Genomic DNA, 22,853 nt, shown 5'->3' with positions numbered 1-22,853 from the left:
ACAACTGGCACTGCTTCGACGTTGATCGAGGAAAAAAGACACCATCGGCCGCCCATAAAAAATGCCCCGTATCGCTGGATACGGGGCATTTTCATGGCTACTCGGTGCCCGTTTGTGACGGGCCCCGGCAGATAGCGGTTTAGGCCAGCGCTTCGCTGCGCTTGCCCAGCAGGCGGTCGCAGGCTACCGCGACCACCAGGGTCATGACCGAAGGCACCAGCCACGCCAGGCCCTGCTCGCTCAGCGGCAGGTGCATCAACTGGGTTGGCATCCAGTCCGCCAGGCCGGCGCCCTTGAGGGCGTCGATCAGGCCGAACAGGAAGGACACCAGCATCACCGGACCGACGATGCGGCCTTGCTCATGCCAGAAGTCCTTGCAGAAGCTAAGGGCCACCAGGGCGATGCACGGTGGGTAGATGGCGGTCAGCACCGGGATGGAGAAGGCGATCAGCTTGGTCAGGCCCAGGTTGGACACCAGCAGCGAGAACGCCGCCAGGATGATCACCAGGGTCTTGTACGACAGCGGCAGTACGCGGCTGAAGTACTCCGCGCAAGCGCAGGTCAAACCGACCGCGGTCACCAGGCAGGCCAGGGAAATCAACACGGCGAGGAAGCCGCTGCCCAGGGAGCCGAAAGTGTGTTGCACATAAGCGTGCAGCACCGCCGCGCCATTGGTGGCACCGGCCGCGACTTCATGGCTGCCCGAACCCAGGCGGAACAGGCTGACATACACCAGCGCCAGGCCGATACCGGCAATCAGCCCGGCGATGATCGCGTAACGGGTGATCAGGCGTGGCGACTCGACACCGCGGGAACGGATGGCGTTGACGATGACGATGCCGAACACCAGCGCGCCCAGGGTATCCATGGTCAGGTAACCATTGATGAAGCCTTGGGAGAACGGCGCCGCGACGTATTCGGGCGTCGCAACACCGATATCACCGGCCGGCAAGGCGAACGCGGCGATGCCCAGTACGGCCAGGGCGATGATCTTCAGCGGCGCGAGGAAACGTCCAACGGTATCCAGCAGGCGTCCCGGGTAGAGGGAGATGAAAAACACCAGCAGGAAATACACCGAGCTATAGAGGAACAGCGCCAGCGGGCTTTCGCCGGTCAGGGGCGCCAGGCCTACTTCAAAGGACACGGTCGCGGTACGCGGCGTCGCGAACAACGGGCCGACCGCCAGGTAGCAGACCGCCGCCAGCAGGCCACCGGCGATCTTGCCGATCGGGCTGCTCAGCGCGTCCATCGCCCCGCCGACCTTGGCCAGCGCAATGACAGTCACCACCGGAAGCCCCACAGCGGTGATCAGAAAGCCCAGCGCCGCGATCCAGACGTTAGGTCCGGACTGCAAGCCGACGATAGGCGGGAAGATGATATTGCCGGCCCCGACGAACAGGGCAAAGGTCATAAAACCCAGTGCCAGAATGTCCTGGCCTTTCAACACTTTCATTAAGGAAATACCACACTACTGAATCGGAATTTAGAGAGGGATTTCCCTTATGGGTGAGGGAAATGCTGTCGGTCCGTATAGGACTGACCCGTTTAGCGCGCGGCTTCCTTGTGGGACGCAGACGCAAAAGAGGCGGCTAGACTACCGAATTTGTAAGACAAACGCACTGTTAGAGGGCGAACTGTCCGATCAGCGACATTTGCGTGTCGCGTTTACGTATTAAAAGCAGCTGCAAGGTACAAGTTTCAAGCGACAAGCTTCTCTTGCAGCTTGTCGCTTGAGGCTTGCAACTGCTCTTAACGAACAAAGGCCACCCGAAGGTGGCCTTTGTTGGTGGAGCGTCAGCTAAGCGCGAGGCTTACTTGACAGCCCAGCCAGTCAGCTCGGCCAGGGCCTTGCCGATGTCTGCCAGCGAACGCACGGTTTTCACGCCTGCGTCTTGCAGAGCAGCGAATTTCTCGTCTGCAGTGCCTTTGCCGCCAGAGATGATTGCGCCAGCATGGCCCATGCGCTTGCCCGGAGGAGCAGTCACACCAGCGATGTAGGAAACAACCGGCTTGGTCACGTTAGCCTTGATATAGGCAGCCGCTTCTTCTTCAGCCGAACCGCCGATCTCACCGATCATCACGATCGCTTCGGTCTTCGGGTCTTCCTGGAACAGCTTCAGGATGTCGATGAAGTTGGAGCCTGGGATCGGGTCACCACCGATGCCGACGCAGGTGGACTGACCGAAACCGGCGTCAGTGGTCTGCTTCACGGCTTCGTAAGTCAGGGTGCCGGAACGGGAAACGATACCGACCTTGCCTGGCAAGTGAATGTGACCTGGCATGATGCCGATCTTGCATTCGCCTGGAGTGATCACGCCTGGGCAGTTAGGGCCGATCAGGGTAACACCCAGCTCGTCGCACTTAACTTTAGCGTCCAGCATGTCCAGGGTAGGAATGCCTTCGGTGATGCAGACGATCAGCTTGATGCCGCCGAAAGCCGCTTCCAGGATGGAGTCCTTGCAGAAAGGAGCTGGAACGTAGATCACGCTGGCGGTGGCGCCAGTGGCAGCTACAGCGTCTTTCACGGTGTTGAAGACAGGCAGGCCCAGGTGCTCGGTGCCGCCTTTGCCCGGAGTTACGCCGCCAACCATCTTGGTGCCGTATTCGATGGCTTGCTGGGTGTGGAAACTACCTTGCGAACCGGTAATACCCTGGCAGATAACTTTGGTGTCTTTATTGATCAGGACGCTCATTATTTGCCCTCCGCAGCTTTGACAACTTGTTGAGCAGCGTCGGTCAGGCTGGTAGCAGCGATGATGTTCAAGCCGCTTTCTGCCAGTACTTTAGCGCCCAGTTCAGCATTGTTGCCTTCAAGGCGAACAACAACCGGGATTTTCACGCCGACTTCTTTCACTGCACCGATGATGCCTTCGGCAATCATGTCGCAACGAACGATGCCGCCGAAGATGTTGACCAGTACTGCAGCGACGTTGGTGTCGGACAGGATGATCTTGAAGGCTTCGGTCACGCGCTCTTTGGTAGCACCACCACCTACGTCGAGGAAGTTGGCTGGCTTGCCGCCGTGCAGGTTGACGATGTCCATGGTACCCATGGCCAGGCCGGCACCGTTGACCATGCAGCCGATGTTGCCTTCCAGCGCTACGTAGTTCAGTTCGAACTTGGCAGCGTGCGCTTCGCGCGGATCGTCCTGGGACGGATCGTGGAAAGTCTTCAGCTTAGGCTGACGGTACATGGCGTTGGCGTCGATGTTGATCTTCGCGTCCAGGCAGTGCAGATCGCCATCAGCCTTGATCACCAGCGGGTTCACTTCCAGCAGTGCCAGATCGTGGTCCTGGAACAGTTTGGCCAGGCCGACGAAGATCTTGGCGAACTGAGTGACTTGCTTGCCTTCCAGGCCCAGCTGGAAAGCCAGCTCGCGACCCTGGAATGGCTGAGCGCCAACCAGTGGATCGATAGTAGCCTTGAGGATTTTCTCAGGGGTGTCGTGAGCGATTTTCTCGATGTCCACGCCACCTTCGGTGGAAGCCATGAACACGATGCGACGGCTCGAACGGTCGACGACAGCGCCCAGGTACAGCTCTTTAGCGATATCAGTGCACGATTCAACCAGGATCTTGGTGACTGGCTGACCATTGGCGTCAGTCTGGTAAGTCACCAGACGCTTGCCCAACCACTGTTGAGCGAATGCTTTAGCGTCTTCTTTGCTGCGAACCAGCTTTACGCCGCCCGCTTTACCGCGACCACCGGCGTGAACCTGGGCTTTGACAACCCACTCGGAGCCGCCGATCTTGTCGCAAGCTTCTGCTGCTTCTTCCGGGGTGTCTACCGCGTAGCCTTTGGATACTGGCAGGCCGTATTCAGCGAACAGCTGCTTACCCTGATACTCGTGAAGATTCATGCTTTTTACCGTCTTCGTTAGGTACTGCGCATTCGGCGCTGCGCTCTTGATGAGTGCCGCGCCACCTGTGACCGCTCCTCACCGGACTCCCCTGCCCCGCATCCGCAGCCTGGGCTGCGGCACAGCGCATGAAGATTCCCGTGAGGTCGAGTCCAGCGGACGTTCCGCGGTGAGTCTTGCTCGCAAGGCTCACGACGGGCAATCCGCCGTGGTTTCTTATTGTCTTAACGCTTTTTGCGGTTGGCGATGTGGATGGCGCCGCCATTCACTGCCAGTGCTGCTTCGTGCAGGGCTTCGGACAGGGTCGGATGGGAGAAAACCATCATGCCCAGGTCTTCGGCGCTGGTGCCGAACTCCATGCCGATCGCACCTTGCTGAACCAGTTCTGCCGCGCTTGGGCCGATCACGTGAACGCCCAGTACACGGTCAGTCTTGGCATCAGCGATGACTTTTACGAAACCGCCGGTGTCGTTGGCTGCCATGGCACGGCCGCTGGCTGCGAACGGGAAGGTGCCGACGTTAACTTCAACGCCTTCAGCTTTCAAGGCCTGCTCGGTCTTGCCGACCCACGCGATTTCCGGGTGAGTATAAATAACCGAAGGGATCAGGTCATAGTTCATCTGAGCCTTGTGGCCCTTGATGCGCTCGACGACCATGATGCCCTCTTCCGAGGCCTTGTGAGCCAGCATCATGCCGCGAACCACGTCGCCGATCGCGTAAACGCCCGGTACGGTGGTAGCGCAGTGATCGTCAACGTGCACGAAACCGCGCTCGTCGAGGGTCACGCCGCAATCAGCAGCCAGCAGATCAGTGGTCACTGGACGGCGACCAACGGCTACGATCAGCTTGTCGAAAGTGATGTTCTGTTCGCCGTTGGCATCGGTGTAGGTCACGACCACTTCTTCGCCGTTGACCTTGGAGCCGGTGACGCGAGCGCCCAGTTTGATGTCCAGACCCTGTTTGGTCAGGGTTTTCAGCGCTTCCTTGGAGACGGCGGTGTCGGCAGCCATCAGGAAGGTGTCCAGAGCTTCGAGGACAGTCACTTCAGCGCCCAGACGGGACCATACCGAACCCAGCTCCAGACCGATCACACCAGCGCCGATCACGCCCAGGCGTTTTGGTACGGATTGGAATTCCAGGGCGCCGGTGGAGTCGACGATCACTTTCTGATCGACCGGAGCCGGTGGAATGTCGATTGGACGCGAGCCCGGCGCCAGGATGACGTTCTCGGCTTCGATCACTTCCACCGAGCCGTCAGGCTTGGTGACTTCGACTTTCTTGCCGGCCAGCAGTTTGCCGTGGCCCTGGATGGAGGTCACGCCGTTGGCCTTGAACAGGGTGGCAACACCGCTGGTCAGGTTTTTCACGATGTTGGCCTTGCGGCCGACCATCGCAGGCACGTCCATGGACACGCCAGCGTGGCTGATACCGTGGATCGCGAAACCGTCTTGGGCTTCGTGGAATTTCCAGGAGCTGTCCAGCAGCGCCTTGGAAGGGATGCAGCCGACGTTCAGGCAAGTACCGCCGAGGGCCAGCTTGCCCTCCTTGTCGGTATATTTCTCGATGCAGGCAGTCGTGAGGCCGAGTTGCGCAGCTTTAATGGCAGCTACATAGCCGCCAGGGCCTGCGCCAATCACTACCACGTCGAATTTCTGAGTCATGTGTCATTCCTTCTCGAATCAAACCGGACGGCCTCTTGTGGAGGCCGTCGTGGGACGAAGCTGTTCGTTTCGGCGAAAGGCCGATCATCGCTGATCGGCCCATGCTACGAAATCAGATATCCAGCAGCAGACGAGCCGGGTCTTCCAGCAGGTTCTTGATGGTAACCAGGAAGGTCACTGCTTCTTTGCCGTCGATCAAACGGTGATCGTAGGACAGGGCCAGGTACATCATCGGACGGATAACCACCTGACCGTTGATCGCCATAGGGCGCTGCAGAATGTTGTGCATGCCCAGGATCGCCGCTTGTGGCGGGTTGACGATCGGAGTCGACATCATCGAACCGAAAGTACCACCGTTGGTGATGGTGAAAGTACCGCCGGTCATCTCTTCCATCGACAGTTTGCCGTCACGGGCTTTCTTGCCGAAGGTGGCGATGCCGCCTTCGATTTCAGCCAGGCTCATCAGTTCGGCGTTACGCAGAACCGGAACCACCAGGCCGCGGTCGCTGGACACGGCAACACCGATGTCGGCGTAACCGTGGTAAACGATGTCGGAGCCGTCGATCGAGGCGTTGACCGCAGGGAAACGCTTCAGCGCCTCGGTAGCAGCCTTGACGAAGAACGACATGAAGCCCAGGCGTACGCCGTTGTGGGACTTCTCGAACAGATCCTTGTACTTCGAACGCAGGGCCATGACTTCGGTCATGTCGACTTCGTTGAAAGTGGTCAGCATCGCCATGTTCGACTGGGCTTCGACCAGACGCTCAGCAACCTTGGCACGCAGGCGGGTCATCGGAACACGCTTCTCGACGCGGTCGCCAGCAGCGAATACCGGAGCAGCGGCGGCAGGAGCAGCGGCCTTGGCAGGCGCGGCAGCCGGAGCGGCTTTCTTGGCGGCAACGGCTGCAACCACGTCTTCCTTGGTCACGCGACCGCCTTTGCCGGTACCGGCAACGGAAGCGATATTGATGCCGTTCTCTTCGGCCAGCTTGCGCGCGGCTGGAGCAGCGATTGGATCGTCTTCGCCTTCGGCAGCAGGCGCTGCGGCCTGGGCGGCAGCCGGTGCGGCAGCGGCTGGAGCAGCAGCGGCGGCAGCGCCTTCAGCGATGGAGCCCAGTACTTCGTCGGACAGAACGGTGTCGCCTTCGTTCTTGACGATAGCGCCCAGCACGCCGTCAGCGGTGGCCAGAACTTCCAGCACGACCTTGTCGGTTTCGATGTCGACGATCAGTTCGTCGCGCTTGACGGCGTCGCCCGGTTTTTTGTGCCAGGTGGCAACGGTGCCATCGGCAACCGATTCCGGGAAAGTGGGGGCTTTGATCTCGATAGCCATTATCTGTGGTTCCTTAAATTCGGTTTCAGGTGCGCGAAGGCGTTAAACAGTGAAAGCATCTTGCAGCAGTTTTTCCTGCTGCTCGGCGTGCATCGACGCGTAACCGCATGCAGGTGCAGCAGAGGCTTCACGGCCTGCGTACTCGAGTACGAGCGACTTGTCGTGATTGCCAACGATGCGGCGCATGTGGTGCTGGCTGCAGTACCAGGCACCCTGGTTCATCGGCTCTTCCTGACACCAAACGACATGCTTGAGGTTGGTGTACGGAGCCAGGACTTCGTTCAAGTCGTCCTCAGGGAATGGGTACAGCTGCTCGATACGCACGACGGCGATGTCGTCGCGGCCTTCGGCACGGCGTTTTTCCAGCAGGTCGTAGTAGACCTTGCCGCTGCACAGAATCAGACGATTCACGTCTTTTGGATCCTGGGCATCGATTTCCGGAATAACGGTCTGGAACGAACCTTCCGCCAGATCTTCCAGGGTCGAGATGGCCAGTTTGTGACGCAGCAGCGACTTCGGAGTCAGGACCACCAGCGGCTTGCGCAGCGGGCGAATCACCTGACGACGCAGCAGGTGGTAGATCTGGGCCGGGGTGGTCGGCATGCAGACCTGGATGTTGTGCTCGGCGCACAGCTGCAGGTAACGCTCCAGGCGAGCCGAAGAGTGCTCAGGACCCTGACCTTCATAACCGTGCGGCAGCAGCATGGTCAGGCCGCAGAGACGGCCCCACTTGTGCTCGCCACTGGTGATGAACTGGTCGATCACCACCTGGGCACCGTTGGCGAAGTCGCCGAACTGGGCTTCCCAGATCACCAGCGCGTTTGGCGTGGTGGTCGAGTAACCGTATTCGAACGCCAGTACGGCTTCTTCGGACAGGAACGAATCGTACAGATCGAAACGTGGCTGGCCGTCGTACAGGTGCTGCAGCGGAATGTAGGTGCTGGCGTCTTTCTGGTTGTGCAGGACCGCATGACGGTGCGAGAACGTACCGCGGCCGATATCCTGGCCGGTCATGCGGATCGGGTGACCTTCGAACGCCAGGGTCGCGTATGCCATGGTTTCGGCATAACCCCAGTTGATCGGCAGGCCGCCGGCTTGCATCTTCTGACGGTCTTCGTAGATCTTCGCGACCTGGCGCTGGACCACGAAGCCTTCCGGCAGCTCCAGCAGCTTGGCGGACAGTTCCTGCAGGGTCTTCAGATCGAAGGTGGTGTCATGACGTGCAGTCCAGGCGTGACCCAGATATGGACGCCAGTCCACGAACAGCTCTTTGTTCGGCTCTTTGACCAGGCTCTTCACGACGTGCAGGCCGTTGTCCAGCGCGTTGCGGTATTCGTCGACTTTCGCCTGAACACGCTCGGCGTCGAGCACGCTTGCCTGGACCAGACGATCGGCATACAGCTCACGGGTGGTGCGCTGCTTGGCGATCTGCTGGTACATCAGAGGCTGGGTGCCGCTTGGCTCGTCCGCTTCGTTGTGGCCGCGACGACGGTAGCAGACCAGGTCGATCACCACATCGCGCTTGTACTGCATGCGGTAGTCGATGGCCAGCTGGGTCACGAACAGCACGGCTTCCGGATCGTCACCATTTACATGGAGGATCGGCGCCTGGATCATTTTCGCGACGTCGGTGGCGTACTCGGTGGAACGCGAGTCCAGCGGGTTGCTGATGGTGAAACCGACCTGGTTGTTGATCACGATGTGCACGGTGCCGCCGGTCTTGAAACCGCGGGTCTGCGACATCTGGAAGGTTTCCATCACCACGCCCTGGCCTGCGAAAGCAGCGTCACCGTGGATCGAGATTGGCAGAACCTTGTCACCGGTCTGGTCGTTGCGGCGATCCTGACGGGCGCGCACCGAACCCTCGACCACTGGCGAAACGATCTCCAGGTGGGACGGGTTGAAGGCCATGGCCAGGTGAACTTCACCGCCGGTGGTCATCACGTTGGACGAGAAGCCCTGGTGGTATTTCACGTCACCGGAACCCAGTTCGACCTTCTTCTTGCCTTCGAACTCGTCGAACAGCTCGCGCGGGTTCTTGCCGAAGGTGTTGACCAGGACGTTGAGGCGACCACGGTGGGCCATGCCGATCACGACTTCCTTGGTCCCGTAGGAACCGGAACGCTGGATCAGCTCGTCGAGCATCGGGATCAGGCTTTCGCCGCCTTCCAGGCCGAAACGCTTGGTGCCCGGATACTTGGTGCCCAGGTATTTTTCGAGGCCTTCAGCTGCGGTGACGCGCTCGAGCAGATGACCCTTGATATCCGTGGAGTAGGTCGGACGGCCGCGTACGCTTTCCAGACGCTGCTGGAACCACTGGCGCTGCTCGGAATCGGTGATGTGCGTAAATTCAGCGCCGATGGTGCGGCAATATGTCTGCTGCAACGCTTCGTGAATTTCGCGTAGGCTCGCTTCCTCTTTGCCGATGAACAGGTCGCCGGCACGGAAGGTCGTATCAAGATCGGCATTGGTCAAGCCGTAATGATTGATTGACAGGTCTGCAGGTGCAGGACGCTGCCACAGCCCCAGCGGGTCCAGCTGGGCTGCCTGGTGGCCACGCATACGGTAGGCCTGGATCAATCGCAGCACTTCAACTTGCTTCTTCTCGTGCTCGCTGCTCACGCTACCGGCGGATACCGGCTGGGCGCGGCGCTGGTTCTTTGCCAGCAACACGAAATGATCGCGGATTGTCGAGTGCGAAACATCGATGGCAGTGCTGCCGTCGGTAGGCAACTTCTGGAAGTAAGTGCGCCACTCTTCTGGCACAGCGTTAGGGTCGTGCAGGTAGAGCTCGTAGAGCTCTTCCACATAGGCAGCGTTACTACCGGATAGGTAGGCGCTGTTCCACATGCGCTGCATCACGCTTTCTTGCATGCTTGGTCACCCTCGGTTAGGGGAACACCACCGGCGAAGACACCGAGCAAACTTGCAAAAGTCCGAGTGCAGCGACCAAAACAAGCCACTTAGGATCACGCTGATAGTCCGGGTACCAGCCCGGATGCCCCTGCTTGTCTCATTTCTTCAAAATACGAGCGGCAACTTTGTGAGCTGCTGCTCAGCTTAAAACTACGGCGCCGGTTGAAGCCTGCGCCGTAGCCTCTACGGGTACAGCGGTCCTGCCTTTACAACAACTGGGTTACAGCAGCTGAATCACACGCCGCTCGAGAGCAGCATGTTACGTATGTGACCGATGGCCTTAGTCGGGTTCAGGCCTTTCGGACAAACGTTGACGCAGTTCATGATGCCGCGGCAGCGGAATACGCTGAACGGATCATCCAGCGAAGCCAGGCGCTCGGACGTCTTGGTGTCGCGGCTGTCTGCCAGGAAGCGATAGGCTTGCAGCAGGGCAGCTGGACCCAGGAACTTGTCCGGGTTCCACCAGAAGGACGGGCAGGAAGTCGAGCAGCAAGCGCACAGGATGCACTCGTACAGACCATCGAGCTTTTCGCGCTCTTCAGGGGACTGCAGACGTTCGATGGCCGGAGCCGGCGTGTCGTTCTGCAGGAATGGCTTCACCTTCTCGTATTGCTTGTAGAAGATGCTCATATCGACGACCAGGTCACGGATAACCGGCAAACCTGGGAGCGGACGAACAACCAGCTTGTTGTTCTTCACCACGGCAGACAGCGGCGTGATGCAGGCCAGGCCGTTCTTGCCGTTGATGTTCATGCCGTCGGAACCGCAAACGCCTTCACGGCAGGAGCGACGATAGGAGAAACCTTCGTCCTGCTCTTTGATCAGCGCCAGTACGTCCAGCACCATCAAATCCTTGCCACCGGTGTCGACCTGGAAAACCTGGGTTTTCGGCGCGGAGTCGGTGTCAGGGTTGTAACGATAAACTTCGACTTGCAACATATCGATCACCCTTTAGTAAGTCCGGACTTTTGGTTCAAAAGTCGGAACAGTCTTCGGCGAGAAGTTAACGGCACGCTTGGCAACGCGCTTCTCACCCGGGAAGTACAGGGTGTGGCACAGCCAGTTTTCGTCGTCGCGGTCTTCGAAGTCTTCACGGGCGTGGGCGCCACGGGACTCTTTACGCACTTCGGCAGCGATGGCAGTGGCTTCGGCCACTTCCAGCAGGTTCTGCAGTTCCAGCGCTTCGATACGTGCAGTGTTGAACGCCTGCGACTTGTCGTTGATTTTGACGTTGGCGATGCGGGTGCGCAGCTCGGCCAGCTGGGCGATGCCCTTCTGCATGTATTCGCCGGTGCGGAATACGCCGAAGTAGTTCTGCATGCAGCTTTGCAGCTCGCGACGCAGGGTCGCCACGTCTTCGCCGTCGGTACGCTCGTTGAGGGCGGACAGACGTGCCAGGGCCGCATTGATGTCGGCGTCGGTGGCGTCGTCGTATTCGATACCGTCGGTCAGCGCTTTTTCCAGGTGCAGGCCGGCAGCGCGGCCGAATACCACCAGGTCGAGCAGCGAGTTGCCGCCCAGACGGTTGGCACCGTGAACCGATACGCAAGCCACTTCACCCACTGCGAACAGGCCAGGGATGATTTCGTCGTTGCCTTCGGCGTTCTGGGTGATCGCCTGACCATGAATGTTGGTGGCAACGCCGCCCATCATATAGTGGCAAGTCGGAACAACCGGAACCGGAGCAACCACCGGGTCAACGTGAGCGAAAGTCTTGGACAGTTCGCAGATGCCTGGCAGACGGCTGTGCAACACTTCCTCGCCCAGGTGGTCGAGCTTGAGCATCACGTGGTCGCCATTCGGACCGCAACCGTTGCCGGCGATGATTTCTTTCACCATCGAACGGGCAACAACGTCACGACCGGCAAGGTCCTTGGCGTTCGGAGCATAACGCTCCATGAAACGCTCGCCGTGCTTGTTGATCAGGTAACCGCCTTCACCACGGCAACCTTCGGTAACCAGTACACCGGCACCGGCGATGCCGGTCGGGTGGAACTGCCACATTTCGATGTCTTGTACCGGCACGCCAGCACGCAGCGCCATGCCGACACCGTCACCGGTGTTGATCAGGGCGTTGGTGGTGGATGCGTAGATACGCCCTGCACCGCCAGTCGCCAATACGGTGGCTTTCGCGCGGATGTAGGTGGTTTCGCCGGTTTCGATGCAGATCGCGATCACACCGACGAACGCGCCGTCCTGGTTCTTCACCAGGTCAACAGCGTAGTACTCGTTCAGGAAGGTGGTGCCGGCTTTCAGGTTGCCCTGATAAAGGGTGTGCAGCAGCGCGTGACCGGTACGGTCGGAAGCCGCGCAGGTACGGGCAGCCTGGCCGCCTTTACCGTAGTCCTTGGACTGGCCGCCGAAAGGACGCTGGTAGATACGACCGGTTTCGGTGCGGGAGAACGGCAGGCCCATGTGGTCCAGCTCGAAAACCGCGGCCGGGCCTTCCTGACACATGTATTCGATAGCGTCCTGGTCACCGATATAGTCGGACCCCTTGACGGTATCGTACATGTGCCAGCGCCAGTCATCGTTCGGGTCGGCCGACGCGATGGCGCAGGTGATGCCGCCCTGGGCCGACACAGTGTGCGAGCGGGTCGGGAACACCTTGGTGATCACTGCAGTCTTGTGGCCGCCCTGGGCCAGCTGCAATGCGGCACGCATGCCGGCGCCGCCGCCACCAATGATGATGGCGTCGAAAGAAATCGTTGGAATGTTAGCCATGAATCAGATACCCCAGAGAATCTGCACACCCCAGACGAAGTAGGCGAACATTGCAACGCCGCATACTGCCTGGAAAAGGAAACGTACTGCAGTCGCCGACTTGCCCAGCGCCATCGGCGTCAGGTAGTCGGTCGAAATGGTCCACATGCCGACCCAGGCGTGAGCGCCCAGAGCAACCATGGCCAGCAGGCTGAAGATACGCATCCAGTTGTTGGAGAACAGTGCGTGCCATTGCTCGTAGCCAAGGCCCGGGTTCGCAACGAGGTATCCGATCAGGAAGATGAAATAAGCCGCGAGAACGACCGCAGACACACGTTGTGCCATCCAGTCATAGAGGCCCGAACGCGACAGGTTCGTGACGTTAGTTACCATATCCAAACTCCTGCCAGAACGATTACCACCACGGATACGGCGATAACGATTTTAGAGCCCAGCTTGCCGCCTTCCAGCGTCTCACCGATGCCCATGTCCATGATCAAATGGCGCACACCGGCAACCAAGTGATACAGCAAGGCGGACAGGATGCCCCAAATCACTAGCTTGGCTAGCGGACTGGTCAGACACGCTTTCACCTCGCCGAAGCCTTCCTCGGAGCTGAGCGACTTGTCCAATGCATAAAGCATGATGGCAAGGCTCACAAAGAGGATGACACCGGAAATACGGTGAAGGATGGACGTGTAAGCAGTGACTGGGAGTTTGATGGTCCTTAGGTCTAGGTTTACAGGTCGTTGGCTATTCACGGCTTTTTTCACACTGAAGAGCCCCTAACAATCAGGGCAAAGTTGTTGGGGAGTGCACTGGTCAGGTACCCACCACCCAGGGAGTGACGACCCCCATCAAACCGGGCCCGAAAGCCCATGGCGGTCGGTGGCCGAGTATAGACAGTTAGGCTACTAATGACAACGCAATCACCTTCCCCTAATAGCTCATTGCGTTAGGCGGATAAAAGGCGTAAATGGCGGGGAATTTCGAGGAAAAAGTCCGGTTAAAGCCTTCTGGGGCAAGACTTTAGGCAAATTGACATTCGGATTTATCTCACTATAGTGGTGCGGGCCCTGCGTGGGGGGTCTGTCTGATGATTTCAAGCATAAATAGGAGGCCACATGGCTGACAAAAAAGCGCAGTTGATCATCGAGGGCGCAGCCCCCGTCGAGCTGCCCATTTTAACCGGCACCGTTGGTCCCGATGTAATCGATGTTCGGGGCTTGACGGCCACGGGCCGCTTCACCTTTGACCCGGGTTTCATGTCGACCGCCTCCTGCGAGTCGAAAATCACCTATATCGACGGCGACAACGGCATTCTGTTGCACCGCGGCTACCCGATCGAACAGCTGGCTGAAAAGTCGGACTACCTGGAAACCTGCTACCTGCTGCTCAACGGCGAATTGCCGACCGCAGAACAGAAGGCCCAGTTCGTCGGCAACGTGAAGAACCACACCATGGTTCACGAGCAGTTGAAGACCTTCTTCAACGGCTTCCGTCGCGACGCCCACCCGATGGCGGTCATGTGCGGCGTAGTCGGCGCCCTCTCGGCCTTCTACCACGACTCCCTGGACATCAATAACCCGCAGCATCGCGAAATCTCCGCGATCCGCCTGGTTGCCAAGATGCCGACCCTGGCCGCGATGGTTTACAAGTACTCCATGGGCCAACCCATGATGTACCCGCGCAACGACCTGTCGTACGCGGAAAACTTCCTGCACATGATGTTCAACACCCCGTGCGAGATCAAACCGATCAGCCCGGTGCTGGCCAAGGCAATGGACCGGATCTTCATCCTCCATGCCGACCACGAGCAGAACGCATCGACCTCCACCGTACGCCTGGCGGGCTCCTCGGGCGCCAACCCGTTCGCCTGTATCGCTGCCGGTATCGCCGCACTCTGGGGCCCGGCTCACGGCGGCGCCAACGAAGCCGTACTGACCATGCTCGACGAAATTGGCGATGTCTCGAACATCGACAAGTTCATCGCCAAGGCCAAGGACAAGAACGATCCGTTCAAGCTGATGGGCTTCGGTCACCGCGTCTACAAGAATCGCGACCCGCGCGCCACCGTCATGAAGCAGACCTGCGACGAAGTGCTGAAGGAACTGGGCATCACCAACGATCCGCAACTCGAACTGGCCATGCGCCTGGAAGAGATCGCCCTGACCGACCCCTACTTCATCGAGCGCTCGCTGTACCCGAACGTCGACTTCTACTCGGGGATCATCCTCAAGGCCATCGGCATTCCGACCAGCATGTTCACCGTGATCTTCGCCCTGGCGCGTACCGTCGGCTGGATCTCGCACTGGAAAGAAATGCTCTCCAGCCCTTACAAGATCGGCCGTCCTCGCCAGCTGTACACCGGCTACGAGTCGCGCGACATCACCAAGCTGGAAGACCGCAAGTAAGACCTGCTGCCTTGCGCTAACGTCTTGACTGCAGCGGATACGGCCTCTTTATAGAGGCCGTATTTGTTTATGCCCCCCTCCCCCGCCATTTCCCTGTAGCTGCCTGCATTCGGCCGCACAGCGGATGTGGAATACCAACTCCACATCACTCTCACGCTGAACGAGCTTGCGAGCGCTGCGCACTCGATCGCAGGCTGCGCCAGCGGCTACAAAGGGCGACGCCAATAAAAATGCCCCTGTCTCTCGACAGGGGCACTGGTTTGCAACTCAGCTTATATATAGAAGCCGATACACAGGGGCCTTAGTGCGATACCGCCCCGCTGGCTCCCAGGCCGGTCTGCGAGCGCACGAACTGCGGGAAGAACAGCGCCCGCTCATTGTCAGCCGCAGTGGACTTGTCGGTGATGGAGAAGAACCAGATCCCGATAAAAGCAATGATCATCGAGAACAGCGCCGGGTACTCGTAAGGGAAGATGGCTTTTTCATGCCCCATGATCTGCACCCAGATGGTCGGACCGAGGACCATCAGGCCAACGGCGCTGACCAGGCCCAGCCAGCCGCCAATCATGGCGCCGCGGGTGGTGAGCTTCTTCCAGTACATGGAAAGCAGCAGCACCGGGAAGTTGCAGCTCGCCGCGATGGAGAACGCTAGGCCGACCATGAACGCGATGTTCTGGCTCTCGAACAGGATGCCCAGGGCAATCGCCAGCACACCCAGGCACACGGTGGTGATCTTCGAGACGCGGATCTCATCCTTCTCGTTGGCCTTGCCCTTCTTGATCACGCTGGCGTACAGGTCATGGGAAACCGCCGAGGCCCCGGCCAGGGTCAGGCCAGCTACCACCGCCAGGATAGTGGCGAAGGCCACCGCCGAGATGAAGCCGAGGAACACGCTGCCGCCCACGGCATTGGCCAGGTGCACCGCCGCCATGTTGTTGCCGCCGAGCAGAGCGCCCGCCGCGTCCTTGAACGCCGGGTTGGTGCTGACCAGGAGGATCGCGCCAAAACCGATGATGAAGGTCAGGATGTAGAAGTAGCCGATGAAGCCGGTGGCATACAGCACGCTCTTGCGCGCTTCCTTGGCGTCGCTCACGGTGAAGAAGCGCATCAGGATGTGCGGCAGGCCCGCGGTACCGAACATCAGCGCCAGGCCCAGGGAGAACGCCGAGATCGGATCCTTCACCAGACCGCCCGGGCTCATGATCGCTTCACCTTTGGGGTGAACCTTGGTGGCTTCGGAGAACAGCATGTTGAAGTCGAAGTTGACATGCTTCATGACCATCAGCGCCATGAACGAGGCACCGGACAGCAGCAGGACCGCCTTGATGATCTGTACCCAGGTGGTCGCCAGCATGCCGCCGAACAGCACGTACAGCACCATCAGGATACCCACCAGGATCACCGCCACATGATAATCGAGGCCGAACAGCAGCTGGATCAGCTTGCCGGCACCGACCATTTGCGCGATCAGGTAGAACGCCACCACCACCAGCGAGCCGCAGGCCGACAGCGAGCGGATCTGGGTCTGCCCGAGGCGATAGGACGCCACATCGGCAAAGGTGTACTTGCCCAGGTTGCGCAGACGCTCGGCGATCAGGAACAGAATGATCGGCCAGCCCACCAGGAAGCCGATCGAATAGATCAGGCCATCGTAGCCGGAGGTGAACACCAGGGCGGAAATCCCCAGGAAGGACGCCGCCGACATGTAGTCACCGGCAATCGCCAGGCCGTTCTGGAAACCAGTGATCTTGCCGCCCGCGGCATAGTAGTCGGCCGCCGACTTGTTGCGCTTGGAGGCCCAGTAGGTGATACACAGGGTGGCCCCGACGAACAGCACGAACATGATGATCGCAGAGACATTGAGGGGTTGTTTATGCACTTCGCCGGTCAGGGCATCGGCCGCCCAGAGACTGGGAGCAAAGGCCGCGACGCTAAAAAAAGCCAATAGACGCCGGATCATTGCTGAGCCTCCTTGAGAATCGCATTGTTCAGGTCGTCGAATTCGCCGTTGGCGCGTTGCACGTAGATACCGGTCAGGACAAAGGCCGCGACAATCAACCCGACACCAATGGGAATACCCCAGGTGATGGATGATTCAGGACTGAGTTTTGCCCCCAGCACATGGGGTCCGTAGGCAATCAGCAGGATGAAGCCCGAATAGAGCCCGAGCATGACCGCCGACAGTATCCAGGCGAATCGTTCGCGCTTGCTGACCAGCTCCTTGAAACGCGAGCTGTTTTGAATCGAGAGGTAAATGCTGTCGTTCATTGTTTTTATCCTCGCAGCACAGATTTTAGTTGGAACGTAGTCCACTCTATGCAGCTCTGGAGCCGGTTCCAGACGACCTTAGTATTAGAACGACAGTACCCCCGACACAGGCTTTTGCACCGAGCAAAACAAAAGGCCGCCGGGTGCGAACACCCGGCGGCCTCGAGACCTGCGAGCTAGACGCTTCCCGGTCAGTTAGCAGTCCATTCGGCAACGCGCTCAGGGTGCTTGGCCACCCAGTCCTTGGCCGCCGCTTCCGGCTTGGCGCCCTCTTGAATAGCCAGCATCACCTCGCCGATTTCATCCTTGGAGGCCCACTGGAACTTCTTCAGGAAAGCCGCAACCTCCGGCGCCTTCTTCTCCAGGCCTTTGCTACCGATGCTGTTGACGGTTTCAGCGGCGCCGTAAACGCCTTTCGGATCGTCCAGGAAGCGCAGCTTCCACTTGGCGAACATCCAGTGCGGCACCCAGCCGGTGACCGCGATGGATTCGTTCTTCTCTTCGGCGCGGGTCAACTCGGCAATCATTGCCGCGCCCGAGCTGGCTTGCAGTTTGTAGTCCAGACCGTAGTCCTTGATGGCCTGGTCGGTCTTGAGCATCACACCCGAGCCGGCATCGATACCGACGATCTTGTTCTTGAAGGTGGTGTCACCCTTCAGGTCGGCAATGCTCTTGGCCTTGACGTACTCCGGCACGATCAGGCCGATTTTCGCGTCCTTGAAGTTGGGACCGTAGTCGACCACCTTGTCCTTGTTCTTGGTCCAGTACTCGCCGTGGGTCACCGGCAGCCAGGCCGACAGCATGGCGTCCAGCTTGCCGGTGGCCACGCCCTGCCACATGATCCCGGTCGCCACGGCCTGCAACTTCACGTCATAACCGAGTTTCTGCTTGATCACCTCAGACGCTACATAGGTGGTCGCCACACTGTCCGACCAACCGTCGACATAGCCGATGCTCAGGGTTTTGCTATCGGCGCTGGCCAGGGTTGAACTGATCGCAAGTACCAGACCGGCACCTGCGCCTAAGAGTCGTCGCATCTTCATCGTTACTTCCCCGAAAGTGCTGCGCCCGACGGATGCCGAGCCGCGTCAACCTGTTGTTATGGTGCACAGCGCCCTCATCACGCCCCACCAACTTGCTCGAACATCAGCGCGATTGCCCTATGAGAGCTCTGACGCGTCGATCATCAACCTGACGCCAAAGGCGACCTGCTCTGACTGCGACCTCAAAACATTCAGCAACGACACCAGTTCGCCAGTAATCAGGGCATGCCCAAAACAGTCGCCCAATCCCGCCCGAACTTTGCATGTCAAAATCATGCAGGCCACCTGGGCAGCGGCAAATCCGGGTAAGATGCCCGGCTTTGTTTCCTGACGGCCTGACCATGCCCTCGATTGCCCGCTTCCCGCTCCTGCCCTATCTATTCGCCTGCCTGCTGGGAGTCTTCGCGCTCTGCGGTTTCTGGTACGGCCTCGGCCAGCCGGTGGTGCTGCCGGATGTCGCCAGCGCCAGCCACAAGCTGCAATGCGCGTCCTACACGCCGTTCGACAAAGACCAGTCGCCCTTCGACCAGCCGTTCAAACTGCGCCCGGAGCGCATGGACGCCGACCTGGCGCTGCTGGCGACGCGCTTCGAGTGCATCCGCACCTACTCCATGACCGGCCTCGAAGCCCTGCCGGACCTGGCGCGCAAGCACGGCCTGAAGCTGATGATCGGCGCCTGGGTCAACAGCAACCCGGTGGACAGCGAAAAAGAGGTCGACCTGCTGATCGCCTCGGCCAATGCCAACCCGGACGTGGTGAGCTCGGTGATCGTCGGCAACGAAGCCCTCCTGCGCAAGGAAGTCACCGGCCCGCAATTGGCCAGGCTGATCAACAAGGTCAAGGCCCACGTCAAGCAGCCGGTCACTTACGCGGACGTCTGGGAGTTCTGGCTCAAGCACCCGGAAATCGCGCCGGCGGTGGACTTCCTGACCATCCACCTGCTGCCCTACTGGGAAGACGATCCGTCCAACATCGATGCCGCGCTGAACCATGTGGCGCAGGTGCGCCAGGTGTTCGGCAACAAGTTCGCGCCCAAGGACGTGATGATCGGCGAAACCGGCTGGCCCAGCGAAGGCCGCCAGCGCGAAACCGCCCTGCCGAGCCGGGTCAACGAGGCCAAGTTCATCCGTGGTTTTGTGGTCATGGCCGAACAGAATGGCTGGCATTACAACCTGATCGAAGCCTTCGACCAGCCGTGGAAGCGCGCCAGCGAAGGTGCGGTCGGCGGTTACTGGGGGTTGTTCGATGCCGATCGCCAGGACAAGGGCGTACTCGCCGGGCCGGTGTCGAACCTGCCTTACTGGCCATTGTGGCTGGGCGTGGGCGGGGTGATCTTCGTTGCCACGCTGATCCTCGGTGGCCGGATCCGCGGTACTCGCGCGGCGCTTACCCTGCCACTGCTCGGCGCCCTGGCCGCCTGCTCCATCGGCGCCTGGGGCGAGCTGGCGCGGGTCACCAGCCGCTTTGCCGGGGAATGGTTCTGGGCGGGCCTGCTGCTGGCCCTGAACCTGCTGGTGCTGGCACACGCGGCACTGAGCCTGAGCACCCGCGCCGGCTGGCGCCAACGTATGTTCAATCGCCTGGAAAAGCATGCCGGCTGGCTGCTCGCCGGCGCCGGTTTCGCCGCCGCGGTGATGATGCTGGAGCTGGTGTTCGACCCGCGTTATCGCAGCTTCCCCAGCGCCGCCCTGCTCCTGCCGGCCCTGGTCTACCTGTGCCGCCCGGTGCGGGTGCCGCGTCGCGAAATCGCCCTGCTGACCTTTATCGTCGGTGCCGGCATCGCTCCCCAGCTGTATCGCGAAGGCCTGGAAAACCAGCAGGCCTGGGGTTGGGCCCTGGTCAGCGTGCTGATGGTCGCCGCCCTGTGGCGCAGCTTGCGGGCTCGCAAAGCCTGACAGAAAAAAGGGATGACCATGGTCATCCCTTTTTTATTACCGGCGATTCGCCTCACGCCACCGCGCGAGGCGCTCGCACCAGCCGCAGGGCGCCGATCACGATGGCAAACACCGCCAGGCTGGTGTTGTAGAGCGCCAGCGCCGGAAAGCCGAACAGCAGCGCCAGCACCGCCAGGCCCCAGCCGGAACGGCCAGGCACCACGAAGGCGATCAGGGCCGCCGCCAACGCCGCCCAACCCATGACCTTGAAGTGGATCAGCAACCCCAGGCTGGAACGCGCCTGGCACTCCCAGCGGCTGGCCTCGTCGACACAGACGCCGACCCATCGAGCGTCCTCCATGAAGCCGTAGCGCACGCCATAACTGGCGGCCAGCCACAACGGCAGGACAACAAGCAGCAGAATCAGGGGAAGACGGCGGGACATGAAGCACTCCGATAAGCGAAAACGGCGCCCAGCATAATCGCCCGAGGCTGGTAAGCAAGCTTGTTACATAGATAACTGTTCAGCAATCAGCGGCAAAGTGTATCGTCTGGCGACTATTACCGCCGATCCGGCTTTGCCCTGCCTTGATCGTTTTTTGTGCCGTGCCATGGCACTTCGGCAGCAACCCGGTGGTCATAGCCTGCGAACTTCACTCGGCACCTTCCTCTACAGGGATTTAGTCATGCTCCGTTCCTTGCGCTTCGCTGCCCTGTTTGGCGGCCTTATTTCGAGTGCGTCCGCGCTCGCGGTCGACATCGATGCCGCCAGCTATGGCTACCCCTTGACCAATCCGTTCGAGGCGACCATTGCCACCACTCCGCCGGACCTGCGTCCGAAGCTGCCGAGTGACGATGACATCAATCAGGCGGACCGCAGCCTGACCTTGCGCCCCGAGCGTGAGTTCATCCTGCCGGACAACTTCTGGGCCGTGAAGAAGCTCACCTACCGCATCGCCGAGCAGGACCATGCCGCGCCGCTGATCTTCCTCATCGCCGGCACCGGCGCGCGCTATGACAGCAGTCTCAACGAGTACCTGAAAAAGCTCTATTACCAGGCCGGCTACCACGTGGTGCAGCTGTCCTCGCCCACCAGCTTCGACTTCATCAGCGCCGCCTCGCGGTTCGCCACCCCCGGCGTGACCAAGGAAGACGCCGAAGACCTATACCGCGTGATGCAGGCAGTGCGCGCGCAGAACCCGAAACTGCCGGTCACCGACTTCTACCTCACCGGCTACAGCCTCGGCGCCCTGGATGCGGCCTTCGTCAGCAAGCTGGACGAAACCCGACGCAGCTTCAACTTCAAGAAAGTCCTGCTGCTCAACCCCCCGGTCAACCTCTATACCTCCATCACCAACCTCGACAAGCTGGTGCAGACCGAGGTCAAGGGCATCAATAACACCACCACCTTCTACGAGCTGGTACTGAACAAGCTGACCCGCTACTTCCAGCAGAAGGGCTACATCGACCTCAACGATGCCCTGCTCTACGACTTCCAGCAGTCCAAGCAGCACCTGAGCAACGAGCAGATGGCGATGCTGATCGGCACCTCGTTCCGCTTCTCCGCCGCCGATATCGCGTTCACCTCGGACCTGATCAACCGCCGCGGCCTGATCACCCCGCCCAAGTACCCGATCAGCGAAGGCACCAACCTCACGCCGTTCCTCAAGCGCGCCCTGCAATGCGACTTCGACTGCTACCTCACCGAGCAGGTGATTCCGATGTGGCGCGCCCGCACCGACGGCGGCAGCGTGCTGCAACTGATCGACCAGGTGAGCTTGTACGCACTCAAGGATTACCTGCAGGACAGCCCGAAAATCGCCGTGATGCACAACGCCGACGACGTGATCCTCGGCCCGGGCGACCTGGGGTTCCTGCGCAAGACCTTTGGCGACCGGCTGACGGTCTACCCCCATGGCGGCCATTGCGGCAACCTCAACTACCGCGTCAACAGCGACGCCATGCTGGAGTTCTTCCGTGGCTAAACATTTCCTGCTCATCGCTGCGTTGTTCTGCGCAGGCTATGCCAATGCCGACGACGGCCAGACCGCAACACCCGTGGTCGCAGACGGGGACGGCTTCACCCAACCGCTCAAGCGACTCAAGTTCAACCCGGGCCTGGACCAGCGCGAGTTCGAGCGCTCGACCCTCAACGCGCTGAACGTCTACGACCCACTGGAGTCGTGGAACCGCCGGGTGTACCACTTCAACTACCGCTTCGATCAGTGGGTGTTCCTGCCGGTGGTCGACGGTTACCGCTACATCACCCCGAGCTTCCTGCGCACCGGTGTGAGCAACTTCTTCAACAACCTGGGCGACGTGCCGAACCTGGTCAACAGCCTGCTGCAGTTCAAGGGCCAGCGCTCGCTGAACACCACCGCCCGCCTGCTGGTCAACACCACCCTCGGTATCGGCGGTCTCTGGGACCCCGCCACCCGCATGGGCCTGCCACGCCAGAGCGAAGACTTCGGCCAGACCCTGGGCTTCTACGGCGTGCCGGGCGGCGCCTATTTCGTCCTGCCGATCCTCGGGCCCTCGAACCTTCGCGACACCGCCGGATTGGCCGTGGATTACACCACCGAGTCGGCGATCAACTTCCTCAACGTGTCCGAGGTCAGCTCGAATCACCCGGAACTCTGGGTCCTGCGCGCTATCGACAAGCGTTATCAGACCAGCTTCCGCTATGGCCAGCTGGACTCGCCGTTCGAATACGAGAAAGTCCGCTACGTCTACACCGAATCGCGCAAGCTGCAAATCGCCGAGTGATCCCTCCAGGGCCCTG

At 60.2% G+C, this 22,853-nt stretch carries 18 protein-coding genes; 4 read left to right on the top strand and 14 right to left on the bottom strand.

Annotation, left to right across the window (positions count from 1 at the left end):
- Positions 1-139 precede the first annotated feature (139 nt).
- From brnQ to sdhC, 10 genes are all read right to left on the bottom strand, one after another.
- Positions 140-1,453: a branched-chain amino acid transport system II carrier protein gene (brnQ, locus tag C4K27_RS08785; protein WP_007931515.1), complete on the bottom strand. Its 1,314-nt coding sequence runs from the start codon at positions 1,451-1,453 to the stop codon at positions 140-142.
- 358 nt (positions 1,454-1,811) lie between these two features.
- Positions 1,812-2,693: a succinate--CoA ligase subunit alpha gene (sucD, locus tag C4K27_RS08780; RefSeq protein WP_007931513.1), complete on the bottom strand. Its 882-nt coding sequence runs from the start codon at positions 2,691-2,693 to the stop codon at positions 1,812-1,814.
- Positions 2,693-3,859 carry an ADP-forming succinate--CoA ligase subunit beta gene (sucC, locus tag C4K27_RS08775; RefSeq protein ID WP_007931510.1) on the bottom strand — a complete coding sequence of 389 codons (1,167 nt, stop codon included), beginning with the start codon at positions 3,857-3,859 and terminating at the stop codon, positions 2,693-2,695. Before sucC ends, sucD begins: the two co-directional genes overlap by 1 nt.
- Positions 3,860-4,083: 224 nt before the next feature.
- A complete protein-coding gene (gene lpdA / locus C4K27_RS08770; protein ID WP_007931507.1) occupies positions 4,084-5,520 on the bottom strand; it encodes a dihydrolipoyl dehydrogenase in 1,437 nt (478 codons plus the stop codon).
- A 112-nt stretch (positions 5,521-5,632) separates the two neighbouring features.
- Positions 5,633-6,853: a 2-oxoglutarate dehydrogenase complex dihydrolipoyllysine-residue succinyltransferase gene (gene odhB, locus C4K27_RS08765; protein ID WP_009042789.1), complete on the bottom strand. Its 1,221-nt coding sequence runs from the start codon at positions 6,851-6,853 to the stop codon at positions 5,633-5,635.
- Between the two features lie 42 nt (positions 6,854-6,895).
- A complete protein-coding gene (locus C4K27_RS08760; protein WP_007931503.1) occupies positions 6,896-9,727 on the bottom strand; it encodes a 2-oxoglutarate dehydrogenase E1 component in 2,832 nt (943 codons plus the stop codon).
- A 276-nt stretch (positions 9,728-10,003) separates the two neighbouring features.
- The gene (locus tag C4K27_RS08755) at positions 10,004-10,708 is read right to left on the bottom strand and encodes a succinate dehydrogenase iron-sulfur subunit (RefSeq protein ID WP_007931501.1); all 705 of its coding nucleotides are present in this window, start codon (positions 10,706-10,708) and stop codon (positions 10,004-10,006) included.
- A 12-nt stretch (positions 10,709-10,720) separates the two neighbouring features.
- Positions 10,721-12,493, bottom strand: coding sequence for a succinate dehydrogenase flavoprotein subunit (gene sdhA, locus C4K27_RS08750; RefSeq protein ID WP_007931499.1), 1,773 nt, complete (start codon positions 12,491-12,493; stop codon positions 10,721-10,723).
- A 3-nt stretch (positions 12,494-12,496) separates the two neighbouring features.
- A complete protein-coding gene (gene sdhD, locus C4K27_RS08745; protein ID WP_007931497.1) occupies positions 12,497-12,865 on the bottom strand; it encodes a succinate dehydrogenase, hydrophobic membrane anchor protein in 369 nt (122 codons plus the stop codon).
- Positions 12,859-13,245, bottom strand: a complete 387-nt coding sequence (sdhC, locus tag C4K27_RS08740; protein ID WP_169915034.1) for a succinate dehydrogenase, cytochrome b556 subunit — start codon at positions 13,243-13,245, stop codon at positions 12,859-12,861. Before sdhC ends, sdhD begins: the two co-directional genes overlap by 7 nt.
- 351 nt (positions 13,246-13,596) lie before the next feature.
- On the opposite strand from sdhC, the gene gltA reads away from it, so the two are divergent.
- Positions 13,597-14,886 carry a citrate synthase gene (gene gltA, locus C4K27_RS08735; RefSeq protein WP_007931493.1) on the top strand — a complete coding sequence of 430 codons (1,290 nt, stop codon included), beginning with the start codon at positions 13,597-13,599 and terminating at the stop codon, positions 14,884-14,886.
- Positions 14,887-15,187: 301 nt separating this feature from the next.
- Here the strand turns inward: gltA and C4K27_RS08730 are convergent, their stop codons facing one another.
- From C4K27_RS08730 to C4K27_RS08720, 3 genes are all read right to left on the bottom strand, one after another.
- Positions 15,188-16,846 (bottom strand): cation acetate symporter, encoded by a 1,659-nt coding sequence (locus tag C4K27_RS08730; RefSeq protein WP_007931491.1) that lies wholly within the window; start codon positions 16,844-16,846, stop codon positions 15,188-15,190.
- Positions 16,843-17,154, bottom strand: a complete 312-nt coding sequence (locus tag C4K27_RS08725) for a DUF485 domain-containing protein (protein ID WP_053260156.1) — start codon at positions 17,152-17,154, stop codon at positions 16,843-16,845. Before C4K27_RS08725 ends, C4K27_RS08730 begins: the two co-directional genes overlap by 4 nt.
- A gap of 191 nt (positions 17,155-17,345) precedes the next feature.
- Positions 17,346-18,197: a glycine betaine ABC transporter substrate-binding protein gene (locus C4K27_RS08720; RefSeq protein ID WP_007931479.1), complete on the bottom strand. Its 852-nt coding sequence runs from the start codon at positions 18,195-18,197 to the stop codon at positions 17,346-17,348.
- A 341-nt stretch (positions 18,198-18,538) separates the two neighbouring features.
- Between C4K27_RS08720 and C4K27_RS08715 the strand changes: the two genes are divergently transcribed.
- Positions 18,539-20,092, top strand: a complete 1,554-nt coding sequence (locus C4K27_RS08715) for a glycoside hydrolase family 17 protein (protein WP_053260598.1) — start codon at positions 18,539-18,541, stop codon at positions 20,090-20,092.
- 52 nt (positions 20,093-20,144) lie between these two features.
- Here C4K27_RS08715 and C4K27_RS08710 read toward each other — a convergent pair whose 3' ends face one another.
- The gene (locus C4K27_RS08710; RefSeq protein ID WP_053260155.1) at positions 20,145-20,516 is read right to left on the bottom strand and encodes a hypothetical protein; all 372 of its coding nucleotides are present in this window, start codon (positions 20,514-20,516) and stop codon (positions 20,145-20,147) included.
- 241 nt (positions 20,517-20,757) lie between these two features.
- Between C4K27_RS08710 and C4K27_RS08705 the strand changes: the two genes are divergently transcribed.
- Together C4K27_RS08705 and C4K27_RS08700 are read left to right on the top strand one after the other, a co-directional pair.
- Positions 20,758-22,056 carry a hypothetical protein gene (locus C4K27_RS08705; protein ID WP_007931472.1) on the top strand — a complete coding sequence of 433 codons (1,299 nt, stop codon included), beginning with the start codon at positions 20,758-20,760 and terminating at the stop codon, positions 22,054-22,056.
- Entirely contained in the window at positions 22,049-22,837 is a 789-nt protein-coding gene (locus tag C4K27_RS08700) for an MlaA family lipoprotein (protein ID WP_007931470.1), read from the top strand. The genes C4K27_RS08705 and C4K27_RS08700 overlap by 8 nt, the downstream gene beginning before the upstream one ends.
- Positions 22,838-22,853: the final 16 nt, after the last annotated feature.

Source organism: Pseudomonas chlororaphis subsp. chlororaphis (assembly GCF_003945765.1).
Classification (GTDB): domain Bacteria; phylum Pseudomonadota; class Gammaproteobacteria; order Pseudomonadales; family Pseudomonadaceae; genus Aquipseudomonas; species Aquipseudomonas chlororaphis.
The sequence above is the reverse complement of the archived record's forward strand: the minus strand, read 5'-3'. Positions and strand labels throughout refer to the sequence as shown.

Bases quoted from the DNA above. Each gene is read 5' to 3' on its own strand.
- brnQ (WP_007931515.1), bottom strand. From the start codon at position 1,453: ATGAAAGTGTTGAAAGGCCAGGACATTCTGGCACTGGGTTTTATGACC.
- sucD (WP_007931513.1), bottom strand. From the start codon at position 2,693: ATGAGCGTCCTGATCAATAAAGACACCAAAGTTATCTGCCAGGGTATT.
- sucC (WP_007931510.1), bottom strand. From the start codon at position 3,859: ATGAATCTTCACGAGTATCAGGGTAAGCAGCTGTTCGCTGAATACGGC.
- lpdA (WP_007931507.1), bottom strand. From the start codon at position 5,520: ATGACTCAGAAATTCGACGTGGTAGTGATTGGCGCAGGCCCTGGCGGC.
- odhB (WP_009042789.1), bottom strand. From the start codon at position 6,853: ATGGCTATCGAGATCAAAGCCCCCACTTTCCCGGAATCGGTTGCCGAT.
- C4K27_RS08760 (WP_007931503.1), bottom strand. From the start codon at position 9,727: ATGCAAGAAAGCGTGATGCAGCGCATGTGGAACAGCGCCTACCTATCC.
- C4K27_RS08755 (WP_007931501.1), bottom strand. From the start codon at position 10,708: ATGTTGCAAGTCGAAGTTTATCGTTACAACCCTGACACCGACTCCGCG.
- sdhA (WP_007931499.1), bottom strand. From the start codon at position 12,493: ATGGCTAACATTCCAACGATTTCTTTCGACGCCATCATCATTGGTGGC.
- sdhD (WP_007931497.1), bottom strand. From the start codon at position 12,865: ATGGTAACTAACGTCACGAACCTGTCGCGTTCGGGCCTCTATGACTGG.
- gltA (WP_007931493.1), top strand. From the start codon at position 13,597: ATGGCTGACAAAAAAGCGCAGTTGATCATCGAGGGCGCAGCCCCCGTC.
- C4K27_RS08730 (WP_007931491.1), bottom strand. From the start codon at position 16,846: ATGATCCGGCGTCTATTGGCTTTTTTTAGCGTCGCGGCCTTTGCTCCC.
- C4K27_RS08725 (WP_053260156.1), bottom strand. From the start codon at position 17,154: ATGAACGACAGCATTTACCTCTCGATTCAAAACAGCTCGCGTTTCAAG.
- C4K27_RS08720 (WP_007931479.1), bottom strand. From the start codon at position 18,197: ATGAAGATGCGACGACTCTTAGGCGCAGGTGCCGGTCTGGTACTTGCG.
- C4K27_RS08715 (WP_053260598.1), top strand. From the start codon at position 18,539: ATGCCCTCGATTGCCCGCTTCCCGCTCCTGCCCTATCTATTCGCCTGC.
- C4K27_RS08710 (WP_053260155.1), bottom strand. From the start codon at position 20,516: ATGTCCCGCCGTCTTCCCCTGATTCTGCTGCTTGTTGTCCTGCCGTTG.
- C4K27_RS08705 (WP_007931472.1), top strand. From the start codon at position 20,758: ATGCTCCGTTCCTTGCGCTTCGCTGCCCTGTTTGGCGGCCTTATTTCG.